This window comes from Microlunatus speluncae (assembly GCF_009299835.1).
Classification (GTDB): domain Bacteria; phylum Actinomycetota; class Actinomycetes; order Propionibacteriales; family Propionibacteriaceae; genus Microlunatus; species Microlunatus speluncae.
This window is the reverse complement of the sequence record NZ_VKCZ01000019.1, coordinates 145,421-163,317: the sequence shown is the minus strand read 5'-3', so window position 1 is coordinate 163,317 and position 17,897 is coordinate 145,421. Positions and strand designations below refer to the sequence as shown.

The window sequence follows — 17,897 nt, the reverse complement described above, 5'->3', positions numbered from 1 at the left end:
GCGTGCCGCTGTTCGATCTCCCCCTTGATCAACTGCGCGAGTTCCGCCCGGTGCGGGACGAGCCCGCGGACTTCGACGCGTTCTGGTCGGCGACTCTGGCCGACAACGCCGGGCCGCTGAACGTGATCACCCGGCCCGAGCCGGCGCCGTTCGCCGGGCTGACCGTGCACGACGTGAGCTTCGCCGGCTACGGCGGCGACCCGATCCGCGGCTGGTGGCTGCGCCCGGAGCGGCCCCGCGGCCGGACCGCCTGCGTGCTCCACTTCCCCGGGTACGACAGCGGCCGCGGCTACCCGCACCAGTGGCTCGACTACGCCGCCCTCGGCGTCTCGGTGCTGGTGATGGACATCCGTGGCCAAGGCGGCGGATCGCAACATCCCGGCGACACCGCCGATCCCGGCCCACGCGGGGCGAGTGGGATGGGCAAGGGCGAGGTGCCCGGCTTCCTCACCCGCGGCATCGAGGACCGCGAGCTCTACTACCTGCGCCGGCTGTACGTCGACGCCTACCGCTCGGTCGATGTCGCCCGCGAACTGGTCGGCGCCGCGGCCGAGATCGTGATCGCCGCCGGCAGTCAGGGCGGCGGGATCGGGCTCGCCGTCGCCGGCCTGCGGTCCGACCTCGCCCTGGCGCTGCTGGACGTGCCGTCGTTCGCGCTGTTCCGCCGGGCGACCGAGATCAGCGGCGCCGGCTCCCGGGCCGAGATCGCCCGCTACCTGTCCGGTCACCGGGACAGCATCGACCGGGTCTTCGGCACGCTGGCGTACTTCGACGGGGTCAATTTCGCCGCCCGGGCCGGCGTCGAGGCCGGCTTCTCGGTCGCACTGATGGACCAGGTCTGCCCGCCGTCGACGGTGTTCGCGGCCTATCACCACTACGCCGGACCGAAGGACATCGCGGTCTGGCCGTACAACGGCCACGAGGGCGGCGGGCCGCAGCAGCACGCGGCCAACCTGACCCGGACCGCCGCCTTCCTCGACGGCTGACCGCGCGGGGCTCAGCCCCAGGTGATCTTGTTGTTGCTCGGGTCGGCGTCGCCCTGCTCGGAGTCGCTCATGATCATCGATCCCTTGAGCGGCGACCCGGTCCGGAGGCGAACGGTCACCTTGCCGTCCGGGACGGCCGCCCGGACCTGGCAGCGGAACTTCCCCTCGACCGGCGCCGAGCAACTCATGGTCGGGATGTCGGGCCCCCAACTGATCCGGACGTCCCGCAGGTCGGCGACGACGAAGTCGATGGTGGTCGAAGCGGCCACGTCGCTGGGCTCGAAGGTGATGTCGTAGGACCCGGCGGTGGGGTTGCTGACCGAGACGTTCCGGAAGCTCGGATCCTGCTGCACCGGAGGCGAGTCGGCCGGTGCGCTGGTGGCCGGCGCCGTGCTCTCGGGCGGGGCCGGCGAAGTGGCCGCCGGCGGCTGCGTGCTCGGGGCCGGCGGCCGGCTGGTCGGCGGCCGGGTCGGTGCGGAACTGGTCGGCGCCGGCTCGGTCGGCGCGGGTTCGGTCGGCGGCGCCTCGGTCGGGGCCGGTTCGGTCGGCGCAACCGGCGCGACCGGCGCGGGCGGCGGCGCCTCGTCGGCCACCTCGCCGGGCTGGGGCCGGCCGAGAGCCACTGCGACGATGATCAACACCAGCACCAGGACCACCGCCCCGGGCAGGGCCAGGCTGCGGGCCAGGCCACCGCCGGGCGGCGGTCCTCCCCCGCTGCCACCGCCGGGACCACCGGCCGGCCCGCCGCCGGCACCGCCGGCCGCGACCGGCACCGCCGCGGCCGCGGCTGCCAACTCGGGCGGACCGAGCAAGAAGTAGCCACCGCCCAGCATGGTGCCGGCCAGGATCGCCAGCGCCGGCGCGACCCCGAACGGCGCGGCCTTGGCGGCGCGGCTGCATGGGTCGCAGTCGGGCAGGTGGTCGTTGATCAACCGCCGGTTCCGGCGGGTGAGCTGATCCGGATCCCGCTTGAGCAGCCGGCGCACGGCGGCGCACTCGGCATCCCGGCTCGGCAGCTGGGCCAGCACGGCCTGGTAGAGACCGTTCCGGGCCCGGTAGCGCAGCGATCCGGCGGCCTGCGCCGTGATCCCCATCGCCGCCGCGGTCTCGTCCAGGGTGTGCCGCTCGATCAGGGTGTACCAGAGCACGGTCTGCCAGCGTTCGGGCAGACCGGCGAACGCCTCGGCGATCGCCCGCAGGGAAGCGTCCTCGTCCTCCGTCGGCTCGTCGATCGCGGCGGCGTCGAAGTCGGGCTGGAGCACGTACGGCGCGTCGGCCCGGACCAGCGACACGTAGGTGTTGTGGACCGTGGTGAGCAGGTAGGACCGGAAGTTGGAGGTGGGCCCGTTGCCGGCCACGATCGCCCGCAGCGTCTTCAGGAACGCCTCGGAGGCGACGTCCTCGGCGTGCGATGCTCCGGCGAGGTGGCGGGCGTAGCCGAGCGCCGCCTTCCGATGCCGCTCGAACAGCGTGCCGGCCGCTTCCGGGTTGCCGGAACGGTAGGACTCGACCAGGGCATGGTCCCTCGGTCCGGCATCGTCGTGGGCCGGCTCGCTCTGCCCTTCCATCAGTTCGAGCCGTCGATCGGGTGCGCGGTGCAGCTCGGGTTCCGCGGCCGGCACGCGCTGGGTGTGTCGTCGCCGGTCTTGATCAAGAAGCCGGCGAGCCGGCCGTCGCCCCGCTGCCCGTCGGGCTTGACCTCGACCGCGTACCGGACGGTCACGGTCGCACCCGGATTGACGCTGCCGGCGAGGCGGATCCGACCGTCGGACACAGCGGACACGGTCACGCTCGGATCCGAACTGGTCGGCTTTGTCACCAGGGTCGCGTCGTCGAGCAGACCCGCGATCACCTCGTCGAACCCGACCGCGACCGGGGCGGCGCCGGTGTTGGTGAACCTCAGCGCGTACGACAGCCGCTGCCCGGCCGCGACCTCCGAACCGTTCTCGGGATCGACCGATTTGATCACCGCGAGCGCCGGCACCGGGTTCTCGGTGCAGAGCAGATTGTCGGCCTCGCACTCGGCCGGCGGGGCCGCGTCGGCCGCCACCACGAAGTCCCTCAGCACGTCGTCGCCGCGCCGGCCGTCCGGGTTGATCTTGACCGCGTAGCCGACCGTCACGGTCCGGCCGGCGGCCAGCAGGCCGGACACGGTGAACCGGCCGTCGATCACCTCGGAGACCGTCAGCGACCGGTGGCTGCTGACCGGTGCCGAGGTCAGGGTCGCGTCGTCGAGCACGCCGGTGATCACGTCGTCGATCGCCACCGGACCGGCCGCGGTGCCGGTGTTGCGGAACGTCAGCCGGTAGTTGATCACCTGCCCCGGCGTCACGACCGAACCCGACACCGGATCGACCGACTGCGACACCGCCACGTCGGGAGCGCCGTTGCCGGCGGCGCGCGGGCGGTTGGTGAAGGTGCAGCGGATCTCCGCGCCGCGGGCCGTACTGGCCGGAAGCTCGAACCGGCCCGAGGTCCCACTGCCCGCGGCGACGACGTCGCCGGACGCCCGATCGACGCACTCCCAGGCGCTGCGGTAGTCGGCGAGATCGGTGCTGCCGGCCGCGGACTCGGTGATCGTGTAGCTGGTCCCGGACAGGCCGAGCGCCGGTCCGGCGACCGCGCCCGCGGTCCGGTCCTGGACTCCGGGCCTGCTGCCGCTGGTCGTGCCCCGGTTGCCGCCGGCCAGCCCGCCGCCGGTGATCGCCAGGCGGAACTGATCACCGGGCTGATGGCGACCCTCGGGCAGGTCCTTGACCAGGGTGATCACGTTCGGCGAGGCGCAGGAGGCCATGTCGGCGATCGAGGCCGACGCCGGGGTGAGCTCCTCGCTGCCCGCGACGGCGCCGGTCGACGGGTTGAGCCGGTACAAGGTCTCGCCCGCCACGTAGACGTAGCCGTCGGGACCGAACGCCATCGACCCGACCGAGTTGCCGGGCGGTGCCGCGATGATCTTGCCGGCCAGCTCGGGGCCCGGGCCCGGCGAGCCCTGGGCGGGGATCTCCTCGTTCAGCACCAGCAGGATGCCCTGGCTGACGACGTACAACCGGCCCCGGCTGTCGAAGGCGAAGTCGCCGCCGCGGCCGCTGCCGAGCGAGACCCGCCCAATGATCCCGGGCACGGGCGTCAAGGTCTCGGTGTCGAAGCCCCAGATGGAGAGCACGTTCGAGTCGCTGACCATGCCGTAGTAGTAGATCCCGTTGTCGGGATTGAGTGCTCCCATCACCAGGCCGCCGTTGCCGGCCGGTGCCCCCGGCAGCGGTGCCGCGAAGGTGCTCTGGGTCCCGGTCTCGGCCTCGACCCGGACGATCATCGTGCCGGTCTGGCCGGACTGCTGGCCGGCCATCCAGAAGGCGCCGCCGGCCGCGTCCACGGCCAGGGCGTTCAGGGACGGCCACCCGGGCAGCGAGACCGAGTTGTTCTCCGTCAGCGCGCCGCCGTCGCGGTCCACCGTGAAGATGTGCCGGGAGTTTCCGTGCTGACCGACGGCGTACAACTGACCGCAACTGATCGGATCGAGCCGGGCCGCCCGGGCCGGCTGCGGGTCGATCAGCGACGGCGAAACGCCGGTGGTGAGGCCGATGACGACCGCCGCGAGCCCCGCCAGGATTCGCCGAAACCGGTCTCCCCGGCGGCTGCGCAGGTCGCCGGTCGCACCCCGGCTCGGCAGCGTCGAGCGCCCCTGCCCCCTACCACTCACAGCATCCCCAACCCGCTCCGAACATCCAGCTGCTCGCTGAACTCTCCGACTCTTGCACACCTGACCCCGTAGCTGCACGTACGGCCCGACGGCTGACCGCAGGTCACCCCGCAGCCACTCGGACACAGAGTGGCCCGGCCGACTCGTTTGACGCCGCCCGACACGTGATTCACATCACAGGACGTACGCGTCAAAGGGCGGGGAGATCTCGTCCATTGATCGAACACCCACTGCGCCGGCTCCCACCCAACCGGGCTGGCGCGGTGGTCCGTTGTCGGCTGCGGCCGCGGATGTGGTGCGTCCGACTGCCCCGGCCGGCGCACTGCGGGAGGTCGCCAGGGTGAATCTGGCGGCCTCCCACCTCGAGCCACCGGAGGAGGAGCACGATGTACCAGTCCCAGGCGTATGCGCCCTACTGCGGCGACGAACCCACCGTGGCCCCGCTCTCCGCCGTCCCGAATCTGACCGATCGGATCGCCGACCGGTCGGGCCGGGCGCCGGTGGCCGCGACGGCGATCGGCGGGCTCACCGACCGGCTGTTCCGGCACCTGACGCGTCACCTCGGATCGGTCTCCGCCGCCTGGTCGACCGACCCGGCCGGTGCCGACCTCGGCTTCCAGGTGGTCGAGTTCGCCCCGGGGCGGATCGACGAGGCCGTCATCTACTCGACGCTCGGCCTCAGCGACTACATCCTCGACTCGCCGGTCGCCGATGGGCGCTTCCGGCTCGAGTTGATCATGATCGCCCCGGAACGACTGCGGCACAGCGCGCTGCCGTACGTGCTCGGGGATTACGGCCGGATGGTCGTGGCCCTGCGCGAGCTGCCCGAGATCGGCACCATCGTCCGCAACGTCCCCGTCCTGGCCGACCTGTCCACGATGAACTCGCTCTACCTCGGCCAGCCGCCGCACCTGCCGCCCGACTTCGCCCGGTTCCGCAGCGGCGGCCTGGCCGTCAACATCGACTGGCTGCTCCCCGTGTCCACGGCCGAGGCGACGTTCGTCGACGCCGAGGGTTGGGCCGCGTTCGAGAAGTTGATCTACGAACGCGAGGACTTCGACCCGATCGACTACGACCGGGCGTCGATGCCGCTGTGAGCCGCGTTTCCCACGTCTACCGAGAGGGGTAGCCAAGATCGACCGGTGCCAGTGAGTCGCCGGTCAAGGGGCCTCGGTTCCGGCCCCGAATGCCGTACCCCCTGACAGCCGTCCCCACCGGCTGCGGTGCGGCAACAAGAAAGGGTTCCGCCTGCGACGTTCGTTACCCAAACCGACCGGTCGCAGGCGGAACTCTCTCTTTCCGCCGACCCGCCACTAATGCACGCGTTTCTGCGGCGTGTCGGTGCACAAGTGACGGGTCGACGACGAGCGGCGCGATAAATCGCTCCGTGGTTCGGGGCGACCTCCGCTAGGGTTTGGCCCGTGATCGGGCGAGCTAACTAGGTCCGCAGCCCGGACCTCAGATTGTCGGCGTCTTCGCGGGCGCCTCCTTCCAGGCTGCACATCTTCTGCCAGTCAGCAACCCTTCCCGGCGCCGCAGATACGTTGCAGCAAGGAGCCGTCATGCCCGTGATCACTACTTCTGGATTGACCAAGGACTACCGTTTCCACCGCCAGTCCCCCGGGCTCGGCGGGGCGGTGAAAAGCCTGTTCCGCCGCACCTACGAGACCCGCCGCGCACTGGACGGGCTCGACCTCACCCTCGAACCGGGCGAGTTCGTCGGTCTGCTCGGCCGCAACGGCGCCGGCAAGACCACCACCCTGAAGCTGCTCTCCGGGTTGCTCCGCCCCAGCTCCGGTACGGTCTCGGTGCTCGGCCACGAGCCGTGGCGACGCAGCTTCGATTTCCTCCGCCGGATCGCCGTCGTGCTCGGCCAGAAATCCATGCTCTGGTGGGACGTCTCGGCCATGGACAGCTATCTGGTCCATCGCGCGATGTACGACCTCGACCGTGCCACGTTCGACCGCTCGGTGGCCGACCTGGCCGAGATGCTGTCGGTCAGTGAGCTGCTGACCATCCCGGTCCGCAAGCTCTCCCTCGGCGAGCGGATGAAATGCGAGCTGATCGGAGCCCTGCTGCATCAGCCGGAGATGCTGTTCCTGGACGAGCCGACGATCGGGCTGGATGTGCTGTCCACCGCGGTGATCCGGGACTTCCTGCGTGAGGTGAACCAGCAGCACGGGACGACGATCATCCTGACCAGCCACAACATGGACGATGTCGAGGCGCTGTGCGAGCGGGTGCTGCTGGTCGATCACGGTCGACTGGGCTTCGACGGCCTGCTGGCCGACCTGATCCGCTCCACCCGGCCGGCGAAACGACTCACCCTCACCTACGCCGCGCCACCGGTGCTGCCGCCGGACCTGCCACCGGACACCTCCATGATCAACAACGAGGGACCGATCGTCCGGCTCGAGGCGGAGCGGAGCCGGATCACCGCGGTGCTGTCGGCGGCGCCGGCCTGGGGCGAGCTGGTGGACGTCGAGGTCGGGGAAGCCGATCTCGACGAGGTGATGCGGGCCGTGCTCAGCGGCGGGGTCCGATGATCACCGCGGCGAAGCCGGCGCCGGGCGCGGTCCGGCAGCTCCGGGTGTTCGGCCGGGTGCTGGCCCTGAACATCGGCATGACCTTCGTCTACCGCGGCGACTTCCTGCTGCTGCAGATCGCGTCGGTGCTGACCCCGCTGGTCTCGCTCGTGGTGTGGCAGGCGGCCCTGGCGGCCGGCGCGACCATCGGCGTCACGGCCGAGTTCCTGACCACCTACTTCGTCCTGGTCGCCGTGGTGAACATGCTCACCTCGTCCTGGACGGCCTGGTTCCTGGCCGAGATGATCAGGGACGGTTCGCTGAACAAGTGGCTGATCCGGCCGGCCTCGGTCCACCTCGACGGGCTGGCGAACAACCTCGGCGAGAAGGCGATCAAGCTGCTGCTGTTGGCGCCGCTGATCCTGATCCTGATCATCGTGATGCCGGGCCGGCTGGCGGTGCCCGGGGATCCGGCCCGCTGGTTGCTGTTCGTGCTGGCGATCTTGATCGCGATGGCGATGGCCTACATCTTCGACATCGCGCGCGGTTCGCTGGCGTTCTGGTTCGAGGATGTCCAGGGGTTCAACCTGGCGATCTCGATCATGACCCCGGTGCTGTCCGGGGCGGTCGTCCCGCTGGCCCTGATGCCGCCGGAGGTCGCCGGAATCACCCTCTGGCAGCCGTTCCGGTTCATGCTCTCCTTCCCGATGGAGGTGCTGCTGGACCAGGTGCCGGGCGGATTGCTGTTCGGATTCGCGCAGCAGGTCGGCTGGTTGATCGTCTTCGCCGTGGCCGCGCTGGTGATCTGGCGGGTCGGCCTGCGTTCGTACTCGGCGGTGGGCGCGTGATGTTCACCCCACCGGCCCGGGACGGGCTTCTTGATCAACTGGCTCGACACGGCCGGATCTGGCGCGCCGCCCTGACCCAGGCCCTGAAGCGGGATGCGCAGTTCCGGGCCCAGGCCTGGACCACCGGGCTGGTCGCGCTGGCCGAGATCGCCACCGGCCTGATCCCGGTGCTGTTGATCATCCGTACGTCCTCGCAGATCAACGGTTGGACCGGCGGGCAGATCATCGCCGTCACCGGCATGTTCCAGCTCGCCATGGGCGTGCTCAACACCTTCGTCGCGCCGAACCTGACCCGGATCGACGGCTATGTCCGGGAGGGCGAGCTGGACACGATCCTGATCCGGCCGGCCTCGGCCCAGTGGCTGACCACCTTCCGCTGGATCCAGCCGGCGGCGTTCACCGGTGCCCTGGCCGGGGTCGCGTTGATCATCGTCGGGCTGTGGGGATCACCGATCTCACCGGTCGGGGTGATCGCGGCGGTGCTCGTCTTCGGCTGTGGCCTGGCCATGATCGGCTGCCTCTGGGCCAACCTGTCCTATCTGGCCTTCTGGTTCGAGGCGGCCTCGTTCATTCACACCCTGGTCCGCGAGGCGCTGACCGCCGGCCGCTATCCGGTGGCCTTCTTCCCGTCGGCCATCCGGGCCGTGTTGATCTTCGTGGTGCCGATCGGAGCGGCGGCCAGCCTGCCGGTGCAGTTCCTCAGCCACGGCGTCGATCTGGCACTGCTCGGCGGCGTCATCCTGGCCGCGGTGGTGATCATCCTGCTCACCCGCCTGCACTGGCGTCTGGCCTTGGCTCGCTACTCCAGCGCGTCATCCTGACCGGGAGGTTCAGTTGACGTCGGCGTCGTCGGTGTAGGCGGAGAAGAAGGCGAGGCGGTTGCGTTGACGGCGGAGGACCTGGCGCCACAGGTCGTCGGGGCGACCACCGAAGACGTCGGCGTAGGTCGCCGAGACGACGTGCCACATGCCGCCGGCGATCTCGGACTGCAGCTGGCCGGGCTCCCAGCCGGCATAGCCGGCGAAGATCCGCAGGTCGGCGTAGGCGCCGGCGACGATCTCGATCGGGGTGTCCAGGTGCAGCAGGCCGATGTCGTCGAACAACCGCCGCCAGCCGGGTGGCTCCTCGCCGGACCGGGCGATGCTGGCCAGACAGATCGCGCCGTTCGGCGACACCGGACCGCCACCGAACAGCAGTTTGGGCTCCGACACCGTCTCGACCCAGTCGGGCAGCACCGACTCCAGCCGGGTCTGCGAGATCTCGTTGATGATCACCCCGAGGGCGCCGTCGGCGTCGCTGTCCAGCACCAGCACGACCGAGCGGCTGAAGATCCCCTCGGTCAGCAGCACGCTGGCGACCAGCAGTTGCCCGGGCTTGGGCGACACCTCAGTCACCGAGGTCCCCCGGCCGCCGTCGCTGGATCAGCACCGCCGTACCGTACCCGATGGCGATGCCGGTCAGGTCGGCGAGGACGTCGTACGGATCGCCGCTGCGCTCGGGCAACAGCCAGGCCTGCAGCAGTTCACTGACCACGGCGTGCCCGGCGAAGATCAAGATCACGACCACGCCGAACACACCGGACCACCCGCGCCCGGTGCGCGACGCCGGGTAGAGCAAGATCATCGCCACCGGCAGGGCGAAGACCAGGGCGTGGCCGAGTTTGTCCAGGAAGGGAATCGCGTCCACCGTCGGCGGCCCGGTCGGCCGGTACAGACCGATCAACTGCAGCAGGCAGCCCAGCACGAACAACCCGAGCAGGATCCGGCTGCCGGCGGAGCCACCGCCGACGGCCGCTGGCTGCCTCTTGATCGATGGATTCAGGGGCATCGGTGGCTCAGGCGACCTCGGTTTCGACCGGCTCCGGCCCGCCGCCCGCGGCTTCTCGTACCGCTGCGGCGACGGCCTGGTGCACATCCGCGTGGAACACACTCGGCGTGATGTAGGCGGCGTTCAGCTCGTCGTCGGTGACCACGCCGGCCAGCGCCTTGGCCGCGGCGATCAGCATCGGCGTCGCCACCTCGGTCGACCGGGCGTCGAGCAGTCCGCGGAAGACGCCCGGGAAGGCGAGCACGTTGTTGATCTGGTTGGGGAAGTCCGAGCGCCCGGTGGCCACCACCTCGGCGTACTGGATCGCCACCGCCGGGTCGATCTCCGGCTCCGGATTGGCCAGCGCGAAGACGATCGCCTTCTCGGCCATCCGCTGCACGTCGGCTCCGGTCAGCACCCCCGGCGCCGACACCCCGATGAAGACGTCGGCGCCGACGATGGCGTCGGCCAGCGTGCCGTCGATGCCGAGCTTGTTGGTGTGCTCAGCCAGCCAGGCGAGTTCGCCGGTGATCCCTTCCCGGCCGCGGTGCACCACTCCGGCGATGTCGGCGACGACCACGTCGGTCGCACCGGCGGCCAACAGCAGCTTGATGATCGCGGTGCCCGCCGCGCCGGCCCCCGACATCACGATCCTGATCTTGGACAGATCCTTCTCGACCACCCGGAGCGCGTTGTAGAGCGCCGCCAGCACGACGATCGCCGTACCGTGTTGATCATCGTGGAAGACCGGGATGTCCAGCTGCGCCCGCAGCCGGGCCTCGATCTCGAAGCAGCGCGGCGCGGAGATGTCCTCCAGGTTGATCCCGGCGAAACCGGGCGCGACCGCCTTGACCACGTTGATGATCTCGTCCACGTCCTGGGTGTCCAGGCAGAGCGGCCACGCGTCGATCTCGGCGAACCGCTTGAACAGGGCCGCCTTGCCCTCCATCACCGGCAGCGCGGCCTTGGGCCCGATGTTGCCGAGCCCGAGCACGGCCGAACCGTCGGTGATCACCGCGACGCTGTTGCGCTTGATCGTCAGCCGGCGCGCATCCTCGGGATTCTTGGCGATCGCCGTGCAGATCCGGGCCACCCCCGGGGTGTAGATCATCGAAAGATCATCACGGTTGCGGATCGGATGCTTGGTGTTCATCTCGATCTTGCCGCCGAGGTGCATCAGGAAGGTCCGGTCGCTGACCTTGCCGATCACCACGCCGGGCACGGACCGCATCACCGCGACCAGCTGATCGGCGTGCTCGGTGTCCCGGGCGGCGCAGGTCACGTCGATGCTGAGCCGCTCGTGACCGGACCGGGTGACGTCGAGCGCGGTCACCGCGCCACCGGCCTGCTCGACGGCCATGGTCAACTGACCCACTCCGCCGCCACCGGCCGGGACCTCCAGTCGGACCGTGATCGAGTAGGAGACAGAGGGCGCGTTCACCCGCCGATCCTCTCACGGCGGGTTGGACACTGTCGGGTGATCCGGGCCGGGCGTGGTGAGGCTCGGTCCGACTGGGAAACTCTGCGCATGCGCATCGTGATCGCCCCGGACAAGTTCAAGGGTTCGCTGACCGCGGTCGAGGTCGCGCGCGCCCTGGCCGACGGGCTGGCCACGATGCCGATCGAGGTCGACCAGGTCCCGGTCGCCGACGGCGGTGAGGGCACGGTCGAGGCGGCGCTGAGCGCGGCGCCGGACGGGTCGGGCTTCCGGGCCGAGACGGTCGCGGTGACCGGCCCGCTCGGCGATCCGGTACGGGCGACCTATGCGATCGGGCCGTCCGACACCGGGAAGCCGATCGCGGTGATCGAGCTGGCCACCGCCTCCGGCCTCGGCGTGTTGCCGCGCGACTCGGCCGGCCGGAACCGGCTCGATCCGTTGGCCGCGACCAGCGCCGGCACCGGCGAACTGGTCCGGGCCGCGCTGGATGCCGGTTGCGCCGAGATCGTGATCGGGGTCGGCGGCAGCGCCAACACCGACGGCGGCGCCGGCCTGCTGACCGCCCTCGGCGCCCGGCTGCTCGACTCCGACGATCGCCCGGTGCCGCCCGGTGGTGGCGGCCTGGCCCGGCTGGCCCGGGTCGACCTGGCCGGGCTGGACCCGCGGATCGCCGCGACCCGGATCGTGCTGGCCGCCGATGTGAGCAACCCGCTGCTCGGCCCGGACGGTGCCGCGGCCGTGTTCGGGCCGCAGAAGGGCGCCGGTGCCGCCGACGTCGCGCTGCTCGACCGGGCTCTGGCCGGCTATGCCCGGCTGGTCGCCGAAGCGCTGCGTTCCGCCGATCCGGATCGGCTGGCCGAGTCACCCGGCGCCGGGGCCGCCGGCGGCGTCGGCTTCGCCGTGCTCTCCGTCCTCGGCGGTGGCATGCGTCCCGGCATCGACCTGGTCTGCGAGCTGGTCGGGCTGGACCGGCGTCTGGCCGGCGCGGACGCGGTGATCACCGGCGAGGGCAGCCTGGACGACCAGAGCCTGGCCGGGAAGTCCCCCGTCGGCGTCGCCCGCCGGGCCCGCGCCGCCGGCGTACCGACGGTGTACGCCGTCTGCGGCCGCAACCAACTCTCCGCCGCGCAGGCCCTGAGCGCGGGCTTCGACGAGGCGTACGCCCTGTCCGACGCGGAACCCGACCTCGACCGCAGCATCCGCCACGCCGCCGACCTGCTCCGCCCGATCGGCGCAACCATCGGCCGCCGCGTGCAACCCGACGTCTCGTAACCCATGACTCGGGCCACGACGCTCTAGAACTGCCAGTTGGTGATCTTCCAGGTCCCGTCAACGAGCCGCATCCGCAGCGCGGTGGAAGGGATCTCGCCCGGCGGATCGAGGGTGAGGCTCGCCTCGTTGCCGGTGATCTCGGTGTCGGTGAAGGTCCAGTCCGCCACCGTGGTGTCGGCGAAATCGACGCCGTGGAAGCTGACGTCGAGGCAGGTGAGCCCGGCGCCGTCCCAGAACTCGTCGGTGATCGTCGCCCGCACCGCGGGGCAGTCGCTGCGATAGGCCGCCTCGACGAATGCCCGCGCGGTGTCCTCGGGCATCGGCGCCCGGACGGGCAGCGTCGCGGGGTTCATGATCACGACGCCGATCCCGACGCCGGCGACCACCACCACGGCGGCCGCGACGGCGAGGAGGGCGACCAGCACCCGGGACGGGCCGGATCGCGGTGATGATCTGGGTGGGGCGCCGCTGCTCGGCGGCGATCCGGCGGGCGGTGCGTCACCGGATGCGGGTACGCCATCGCGCGGGAACACCGGCCCGGCCGAGGCGACGGTCGGCCGGGTGAACGTGGGTGGTCTCGGGTCGATGAGTCGCGGCCCGTGCTCGGGCACGACGAAATCCGGCCCACGCTGCCCCTTCGCGACGGTGGCATTTTCTGGAGATCCGGAGTCCGTCATCGACTCCCCCTCAGCTCTGGATGCTGGCCCCGAGTGCAGCGACTCTACTGCCGTTCCGACCCCGAACAGGTTTGCCCGCGCCGCGTGGCGCGACGTTCTCCGCCACCGCACGGGAATGCTCCCGATTCGCTGCCCCTGGCCAAATCCTTCACCCGCGGCCGGACGGAGTTACGGTGGGTCAGGTGATGATCAGGGCTACGGAGCTCCGCCGGGGCTGGCTCTGGCTCGTCCTGTGCCTGGTGATGGCGCTGCTCCAGTTCATCCGCGGCGCGTATCCGGAGGCGGTGATCTTCACGGTGCTGCCGGTCGTGCTGATCATCGACGGTCTGGGGCTGGCGCGCCGGCTGCCGAGCCGGGACCGGTGGCTGCCGCCGACCCCGGTGCTCGCGATCATCGCCGTGGCGGTCGGTGTCCCGCTGGCCGCCGCGCCGCGCTACTCCACCGCCCTGGCCGTGATCATCGGGGCGGCCGGAGTGCTCGCGTTGATCATGGCCTGGCCGGCGAGCCGTACGCCCCGGATCCCGGCCGCCGACCCGGCGCTCGACCGGGGCCGCGTCGCCTGGGCCGCGGTCTGCATCCTGGCCTGTGCCTTCGAGGTGGGGGCCTATCTGCTCAGCCGGACCGGGGTCGGCGCCCAACTGGCGTTCCCGGCCGTGTCGGATCTGGTCGGACCGCTGCTGGACACCGATCCCGGCCGGCTCGCGTTCGCCGCGGCCTGGGTCTGCGGCGGGATCGCGCTGCTCCGCCGCGCCTGGCGGCCGGCAGCCTCCGCGCAGGCTGACCGAAGGCTGCCCCGATGAGCCGGGTGATCATTCTGACCGCGTACGGTCTCGCGGCCGCGGGTCTGGTCGTGCTGATCATCCTCAGCTGGCTGCGGCCGACCGTCGTCGCCACCTTCGCCACCGTGCTCGACCGAACGTTGCGATCCCGGATCGCCCGGATCGTGATCATCGCCTTCTGGTGGTGGCTGGGCTGGCACTTTCTGGTCACCCCGCCGCTGCCGCGCTGAGCGTCGACCCCTCCGGCGCCGATCACCTGCTGGCCGGCGAGGTGCCACCCCGGGCCGCCCGACTCCGACCTCCCCGACCCGACTCCGCCCCTCCCGACGTCACGCCGAGACGTCACTTGTGCACCGACACACCGCAAAAGCCGGTGCGTTTGTGGCGGGTCGGCGGTTAGTCGAGGTTGTGGCGGAGGTATTGGGGGTCGGCGAAGCCGGCGATGGTTTCGATCATGGTCGCGGCGGCGGTGGCGGCGGCGGGGTCGTGCATCCGCAGGATCCGGGCGCCTTGCCAGACGCAGATCGTGGCGGCGGCGATGGACGGGGCCAGCCGGTCGGGCTTGTCCAGGCCGGTGGCCTCGCCGATGAAATCCTTGTTCGACACGGCTGCCAGCAGGGGCAGGCCGAGCACGGCGATCTCGTCCATCCGCCGGGTCAGCTCCAGCGAGTGCAGCGTGTTCTTGTTCAGATCATGACCGGGGTCGATCACGATCCGCTCCTCCGGCACTCCGAGCGCCATCGCCAGGTTGACCCGATCGGCCAGGAACTGGCGCACCTCGGTCACGATGTCGTCGTAGCGCGGCCGCCGCAGGTGCTGACCGGGCGCGGCCAGCGAGTGCGTGATCACCAGCGTCGCTCCGGACTCGGCGACCACCTCGGCCAGTTCGTGATCATGGAGCCCACTGGTGTCGTTGATCACCGCCGCCCCGGCCAGGACCGCCTGCCGCGCGACCTCGGGCCGGACGGTGTCGACCGAGATCACCACGTTGCTGCGTCGCGCCGTCTCGGTGATCACCGGCAGCACACGGTCGAGCTCCTCGCTCTCGCCCACCGACGGCGTATCCGGCGAGAAGGGCACGCCGCCGATGTCGACCCAGTCCGCACCCGCGGCCGCGGCCGTGCAGGCCGACTCGACCGCCCGGTCCAGCTCGTAGGTCCGACCGCCGTCATAGAACGAGTCGGGAGTCCGGTTGACGATCGCCATCACGGCGATCTCGCGCGCGAAGTCGAAGCGGCGTCCGCCGATCATCCGCACCGGCGTGGTCAGCGGCGGCAACGACAGGCTCATCCCGGGGTCCCCGCGACGTTGTCCGGGGGAACGCAGCGGAGGAGGAGAACGCCGTGGGGTGGTCTCATCCGGACATCCTGACATCCGGCCGGGGCCGGTCGTGATCAACCCTGTCCGACCCGGCGGAAGAGCGTGTAGTCGGCGCCGCTGTCGAAGGAGTGGGACCAGGCCCGGGTGAACCCCTGCGGATCGAACCCGGTGGCGAAGAGCGGCTTCCCGTGCCCGGCGATGATCGGATAGCGCTTGATCATCAACTCGTCGATCTCCGGCAGCAGCACCCCGGCGATGCCGGGCCCGCCGAGCAGGCACAGTCCGAGCCCCGGCTCCTGCTTGAGCCCGCGGACGTAATCGCATGGATCGGTGCCGACGACGGTCACGGCCGGATCGAGGTCGGCGGCCAGGCTGGTCGAGAAGACGTACTGCTTCGCGTGCGGGTACGGGCTGGTCACGCCCTCGTCGAGGGCGATCTGGTACGAGCCCTTGCCCTGCAGGATCGCGTCGTACTGCTGGTTCTCGGCGTCGTCGATGCCGAGCATGGCGCGGACGGCGGCCGGCAACGTCTCGGGAAAGCGATTCGAGACGAGTTCCTGCGTGTCCGGCTCGAACGGGAAGAAATCGAAGGACCCGTCCGGGCCGCAGCAGAAGCCGTCGATGGTGGTGGCGACGAAATAGGTCAGGGTTCGCACGGTTCCTCCGAAGTCCAGTGGCTAACCACTACAGTTGACGTGGATGTAAACTACTCCAGACGTAGTGGTTAGCGCAAGCGACAAGAAACGGAGCACACGATGGTCAGCAACCCGGGCCGCCGGACCGCCCTGCTGGACGCCGCGATCGAGGTGCTCGCCGCCGACGGAGCCCGCGGCCTCACCTTCCGCACCGTCGACGCCCGGGCGGGCGTGCCGGTCGGCACCGCGTCCAACTACTTCGCCGGCCGGGACGACCTGCTGACCCAGGTCGGCGCCCACCTGTATCTCCGCTTCGCGCCCGACGCGGAGGAGCTCGAACGGTCGGTGGCCGGACCGGCGGACCTTGATCAACTCATCGCGGTGATGCGCGCGGTGGTGCGGCGCCTGATCGATCGCCGCTCGGTCTACCTCGCCCTGCTGGAGCTCCGGCTCGAGGCCACCCGGCGGCCGGCACTGCACCAGATGCTGACGCGTCGGGTCCGCGAGGACCTCGAGTTCAACGTCACCAACCACGCCGCCTCCGGCCTGCCCGGTGATCGCTGCACGGTGATCCTGCTCTACCTCGCGTTGAACGGACTGGTCATCGAGCAGTTGACCCTGCCGGGCGTGCTGGCCGACGACGGCACCGTCGGTGACCTGGTCGAGCAGATCGTCCGCTCCGCGACCCCTGCTTCATGGGGGCGGTCAGGGTCGGGCTAGTTCGAGCAGGTTCTCGTCGATCTGAAGCAGGGCCCGGCGGGCGGCGCCGAGTGCGACGACGTCGTCGCCGAGCTCGGAGAATCGCACCTTGGGTGGAAACAGCGCCACCTCCTCCACCCGGGACCGCAGCAGTTCCAGGACGGTCTCGCCGCCGCGGGTGATCGGGCCGCCGATCACCACCAGCTCCGGGTTCAAGATCAACACCAGCGCGTTGATGCCCGCCGCGAGATCATCGGCGTAGTGCTCGACCAGGCGGCCCGCGCGATGATCACCGGTTGCGGCCGCGGCGAAGGCGGCCACGGTCGCCTCCTCCAGGCCGAGCCCGGGAAACAGGGCGGCCAGGTCGTCGCCGTAACGCTGCTGGCCGGCCCAGTGCAGAGCCGGATGATGCCCGATCTCGCCGGCCGCACCGTGCCGGCCCTGGAGCAGGACGCCGCCGGCGATCACGCCGACGCCGTTTCGCGCGCCGGCATGGACGAAGATCAGATCCTGAACCCCGTCGCCGATCCCCCGCCACACCTCACCGAGGACCGCCATCCGGCCCCGGTTCTCCACCAGCACAGGACATCGCAGCTCCTGACCCAGCCCGGCCGCAAGATCAACACCGACCCAGTCCGGATGCCCGTGACAGATCAGGATGTCGCCCTTGGCGCCGACGACACCCGGAATCCCGACCGCGGCCGCTCGCAGCAGTCGCGGCTTGACCCCCGCTTCCCGCAGTCCGTCCTCGACCGCCTGGCGGGCGATCCGGATCGGCGAGGCGCGGTGCCGATCGTCGATCTCGCCGGCACGGGAGGCGACCACGCGACCGGAGAGATCGCAGACCACGACCTGGACGCCCGTGGCGTCGATGCCCACCCCGGCGAGATAGCCGGCCTCGGCCCGGAACGCGTAGCGTCGGGCCGGCCGGCCGGATCGCCCGCTGGCCGGCTGCAGTTCCGCGACGATGCCGGACCGGACCAGGTCACCGAGCACGTCCGCCGTGGTGGACCGCGCCAACCCGGCGACCCGGGCCACCTCGGCCAGTGTCATCGCCCCCAGGTCGCGCACGGTCCGCAGGGCCAACTCGGTGTTCAACCGGCGCAGCAGGGCGGGATCGGCACCCGTCGTCGACCCGGCGACCATGACCACTCCCTTCACCTCACTCGTGATTCGCGTGCTGTTTGACCGACTACCGATCATAACGCTCCT

The 17,897-nt window shown here is 70.9% G+C and carries 18 protein-coding genes; 9 read left to right on the top strand and 9 right to left on the bottom strand.

The genetic code is table 11. The features are described from left to right. Window positions 1–2 precede the first annotated feature (2 nt). Entirely contained in the window at window positions 3–986 is a 984-nt protein-coding gene (locus FNH24_RS23110) for an acetylxylan esterase (protein WP_152364602.1), read from the top strand. A gap of 11 nt (window positions 987–997) precedes the next feature. On the opposite strand, the gene FNH24_RS23105 is transcribed toward FNH24_RS23110, so the two are convergent. Beyond that, window positions 998–2,554: an RNA polymerase sigma factor gene (locus FNH24_RS23105; RefSeq protein ID WP_152364601.1), complete on the bottom strand. Its 1,557-nt coding sequence runs from the start codon at window positions 2,552–2,554 to the stop codon at window positions 998–1,000. Then, a complete protein-coding gene (locus tag FNH24_RS23100; protein ID WP_152364600.1) occupies window positions 2,554–4,686 on the bottom strand; it encodes a DUF7927 domain-containing protein in 2,133 nt (710 codons plus the stop codon). The genes FNH24_RS23105 and FNH24_RS23100 overlap by 1 nt, the downstream gene beginning before the upstream one ends. Window positions 4,687–5,072: 386 nt before the next feature. Between FNH24_RS23100 and FNH24_RS23095 the strand changes: the two genes are divergently transcribed. The 4 genes from FNH24_RS23095 to FNH24_RS23080 all read left to right on the top strand — a co-directional run bounded on the left by FNH24_RS23095 (window position 5,073) and on the right by FNH24_RS23080 (window position 8,880). Beyond that, on the top strand, window positions 5,073–5,783 hold the full coding sequence (locus tag FNH24_RS23095; protein ID WP_152364599.1) for a suppressor of fused domain protein: 711 nt from the start codon (window positions 5,073–5,075) through the stop codon (window positions 5,781–5,783). Window positions 5,784–6,248: 465 nt separating this feature from the next. After that, the gene (locus tag FNH24_RS23090; RefSeq protein ID WP_152364598.1) at window positions 6,249–7,232 is read left to right on the top strand and encodes an ABC transporter ATP-binding protein; all 984 of its coding nucleotides are present in this window, start codon (window positions 6,249–6,251) and stop codon (window positions 7,230–7,232) included. Next, entirely contained in the window at window positions 7,229–8,059 is an 831-nt protein-coding gene (locus FNH24_RS23085) for an ABC transporter permease (protein WP_152364597.1), read from the top strand. The genes FNH24_RS23090 and FNH24_RS23085 overlap by 4 nt, the downstream gene beginning before the upstream one ends. After that, the gene (locus FNH24_RS23080; RefSeq protein WP_152364596.1) at window positions 8,059–8,880 is read left to right on the top strand and encodes an ABC transporter permease; all 822 of its coding nucleotides are present in this window, start codon (window positions 8,059–8,061) and stop codon (window positions 8,878–8,880) included. Before FNH24_RS23085 ends, FNH24_RS23080 begins: the two co-directional genes overlap by 1 nt. 9 nt (window positions 8,881–8,889) lie before the next feature. Here the strand turns inward: FNH24_RS23080 and FNH24_RS23075 are convergent, their stop codons facing one another. The 3 genes from FNH24_RS23075 to FNH24_RS23065 are packed head-to-tail and all read right to left on the bottom strand — an operon-like array spanning window position 8,890 to window position 11,306. After that, window positions 8,890–9,453: a YqgE/AlgH family protein gene (locus FNH24_RS23075; protein WP_152364595.1), complete on the bottom strand. Its 564-nt coding sequence runs from the start codon at window positions 9,451–9,453 to the stop codon at window positions 8,890–8,892. Then, a complete protein-coding gene (locus FNH24_RS23070; protein ID WP_161606275.1) occupies window positions 9,446–9,886 on the bottom strand; it encodes a VanZ family protein in 441 nt (146 codons plus the stop codon). Before FNH24_RS23070 ends, FNH24_RS23075 begins: the two co-directional genes overlap by 8 nt. 7 nt (window positions 9,887–9,893) lie before the next feature. Next, a complete protein-coding gene (locus FNH24_RS23065; protein WP_152364593.1) occupies window positions 9,894–11,306 on the bottom strand; it encodes an NAD-dependent malic enzyme in 1,413 nt (470 codons plus the stop codon). A gap of 87 nt (window positions 11,307–11,393) precedes the next feature. On the opposite strand from FNH24_RS23065, the gene FNH24_RS23060 reads away from it, so the two are divergent. Further along, window positions 11,394–12,575: a glycerate kinase gene (locus FNH24_RS23060; protein WP_152364592.1), complete on the top strand. Its 1,182-nt coding sequence runs from the start codon at window positions 11,394–11,396 to the stop codon at window positions 12,573–12,575. 23 nt (window positions 12,576–12,598) lie between these two features. Here the strand turns inward: FNH24_RS23060 and FNH24_RS23055 are convergent, their stop codons facing one another. After that, complete coding sequence (locus tag FNH24_RS23055) at window positions 12,599–13,252, bottom strand: hypothetical protein (RefSeq protein WP_152364591.1); 654 nt, start codon at window positions 13,250–13,252, stop codon at window positions 12,599–12,601. A 182-nt stretch (window positions 13,253–13,434) separates the two neighbouring features. Between FNH24_RS23055 and FNH24_RS23050 the strand changes: the two genes are divergently transcribed. Further along, window positions 13,435–14,052 carry a hypothetical protein gene (locus FNH24_RS23050; protein ID WP_161606274.1) on the top strand — a complete coding sequence of 206 codons (618 nt, stop codon included), beginning with the start codon at window positions 13,435–13,437 and terminating at the stop codon, window positions 14,050–14,052. Beyond that, window positions 14,049–14,261 (top strand): DUF6186 family protein, encoded by a 213-nt coding sequence (locus FNH24_RS23045; RefSeq protein ID WP_152364589.1) that lies wholly within the window; start codon window positions 14,049–14,051, stop codon window positions 14,259–14,261. The genes FNH24_RS23050 and FNH24_RS23045 overlap by 4 nt, the downstream gene beginning before the upstream one ends. 166 nt (window positions 14,262–14,427) lie before the next feature. Here FNH24_RS23045 and folP read toward each other — a convergent pair whose 3' ends face one another. Both folP and FNH24_RS23035 read right to left on the bottom strand, forming a co-directional pair. Next, window positions 14,428–15,321 (bottom strand): dihydropteroate synthase, encoded by an 894-nt coding sequence (gene folP / locus FNH24_RS23040; RefSeq protein ID WP_152364588.1) that lies wholly within the window; start codon window positions 15,319–15,321, stop codon window positions 14,428–14,430. Window positions 15,322–15,425: 104 nt separating this feature from the next. Further along, the gene (locus FNH24_RS23035; protein WP_152364587.1) at window positions 15,426–16,007 is read right to left on the bottom strand and encodes a dihydrofolate reductase family protein; all 582 of its coding nucleotides are present in this window, start codon (window positions 16,005–16,007) and stop codon (window positions 15,426–15,428) included. Between the two features lie 99 nt (window positions 16,008–16,106). On the opposite strand from FNH24_RS23035, the gene FNH24_RS23030 reads away from it, so the two are divergent. After that, window positions 16,107–16,706, top strand: coding sequence for a TetR/AcrR family transcriptional regulator (locus FNH24_RS23030; RefSeq protein ID WP_152364586.1), 600 nt, complete (start codon window positions 16,107–16,109; stop codon window positions 16,704–16,706). Here the strand turns inward: FNH24_RS23030 and FNH24_RS23025 are convergent. Next, window positions 16,692–17,831: an ROK family transcriptional regulator gene (locus tag FNH24_RS23025; protein ID WP_246187058.1), complete on the bottom strand. Its 1,140-nt coding sequence runs from the start codon at window positions 17,829–17,831 to the stop codon at window positions 16,692–16,694. The genes FNH24_RS23030 and FNH24_RS23025 overlap by 15 nt on opposite strands. Between the last annotated feature and the right edge of the window lie 66 nt (window positions 17,832–17,897).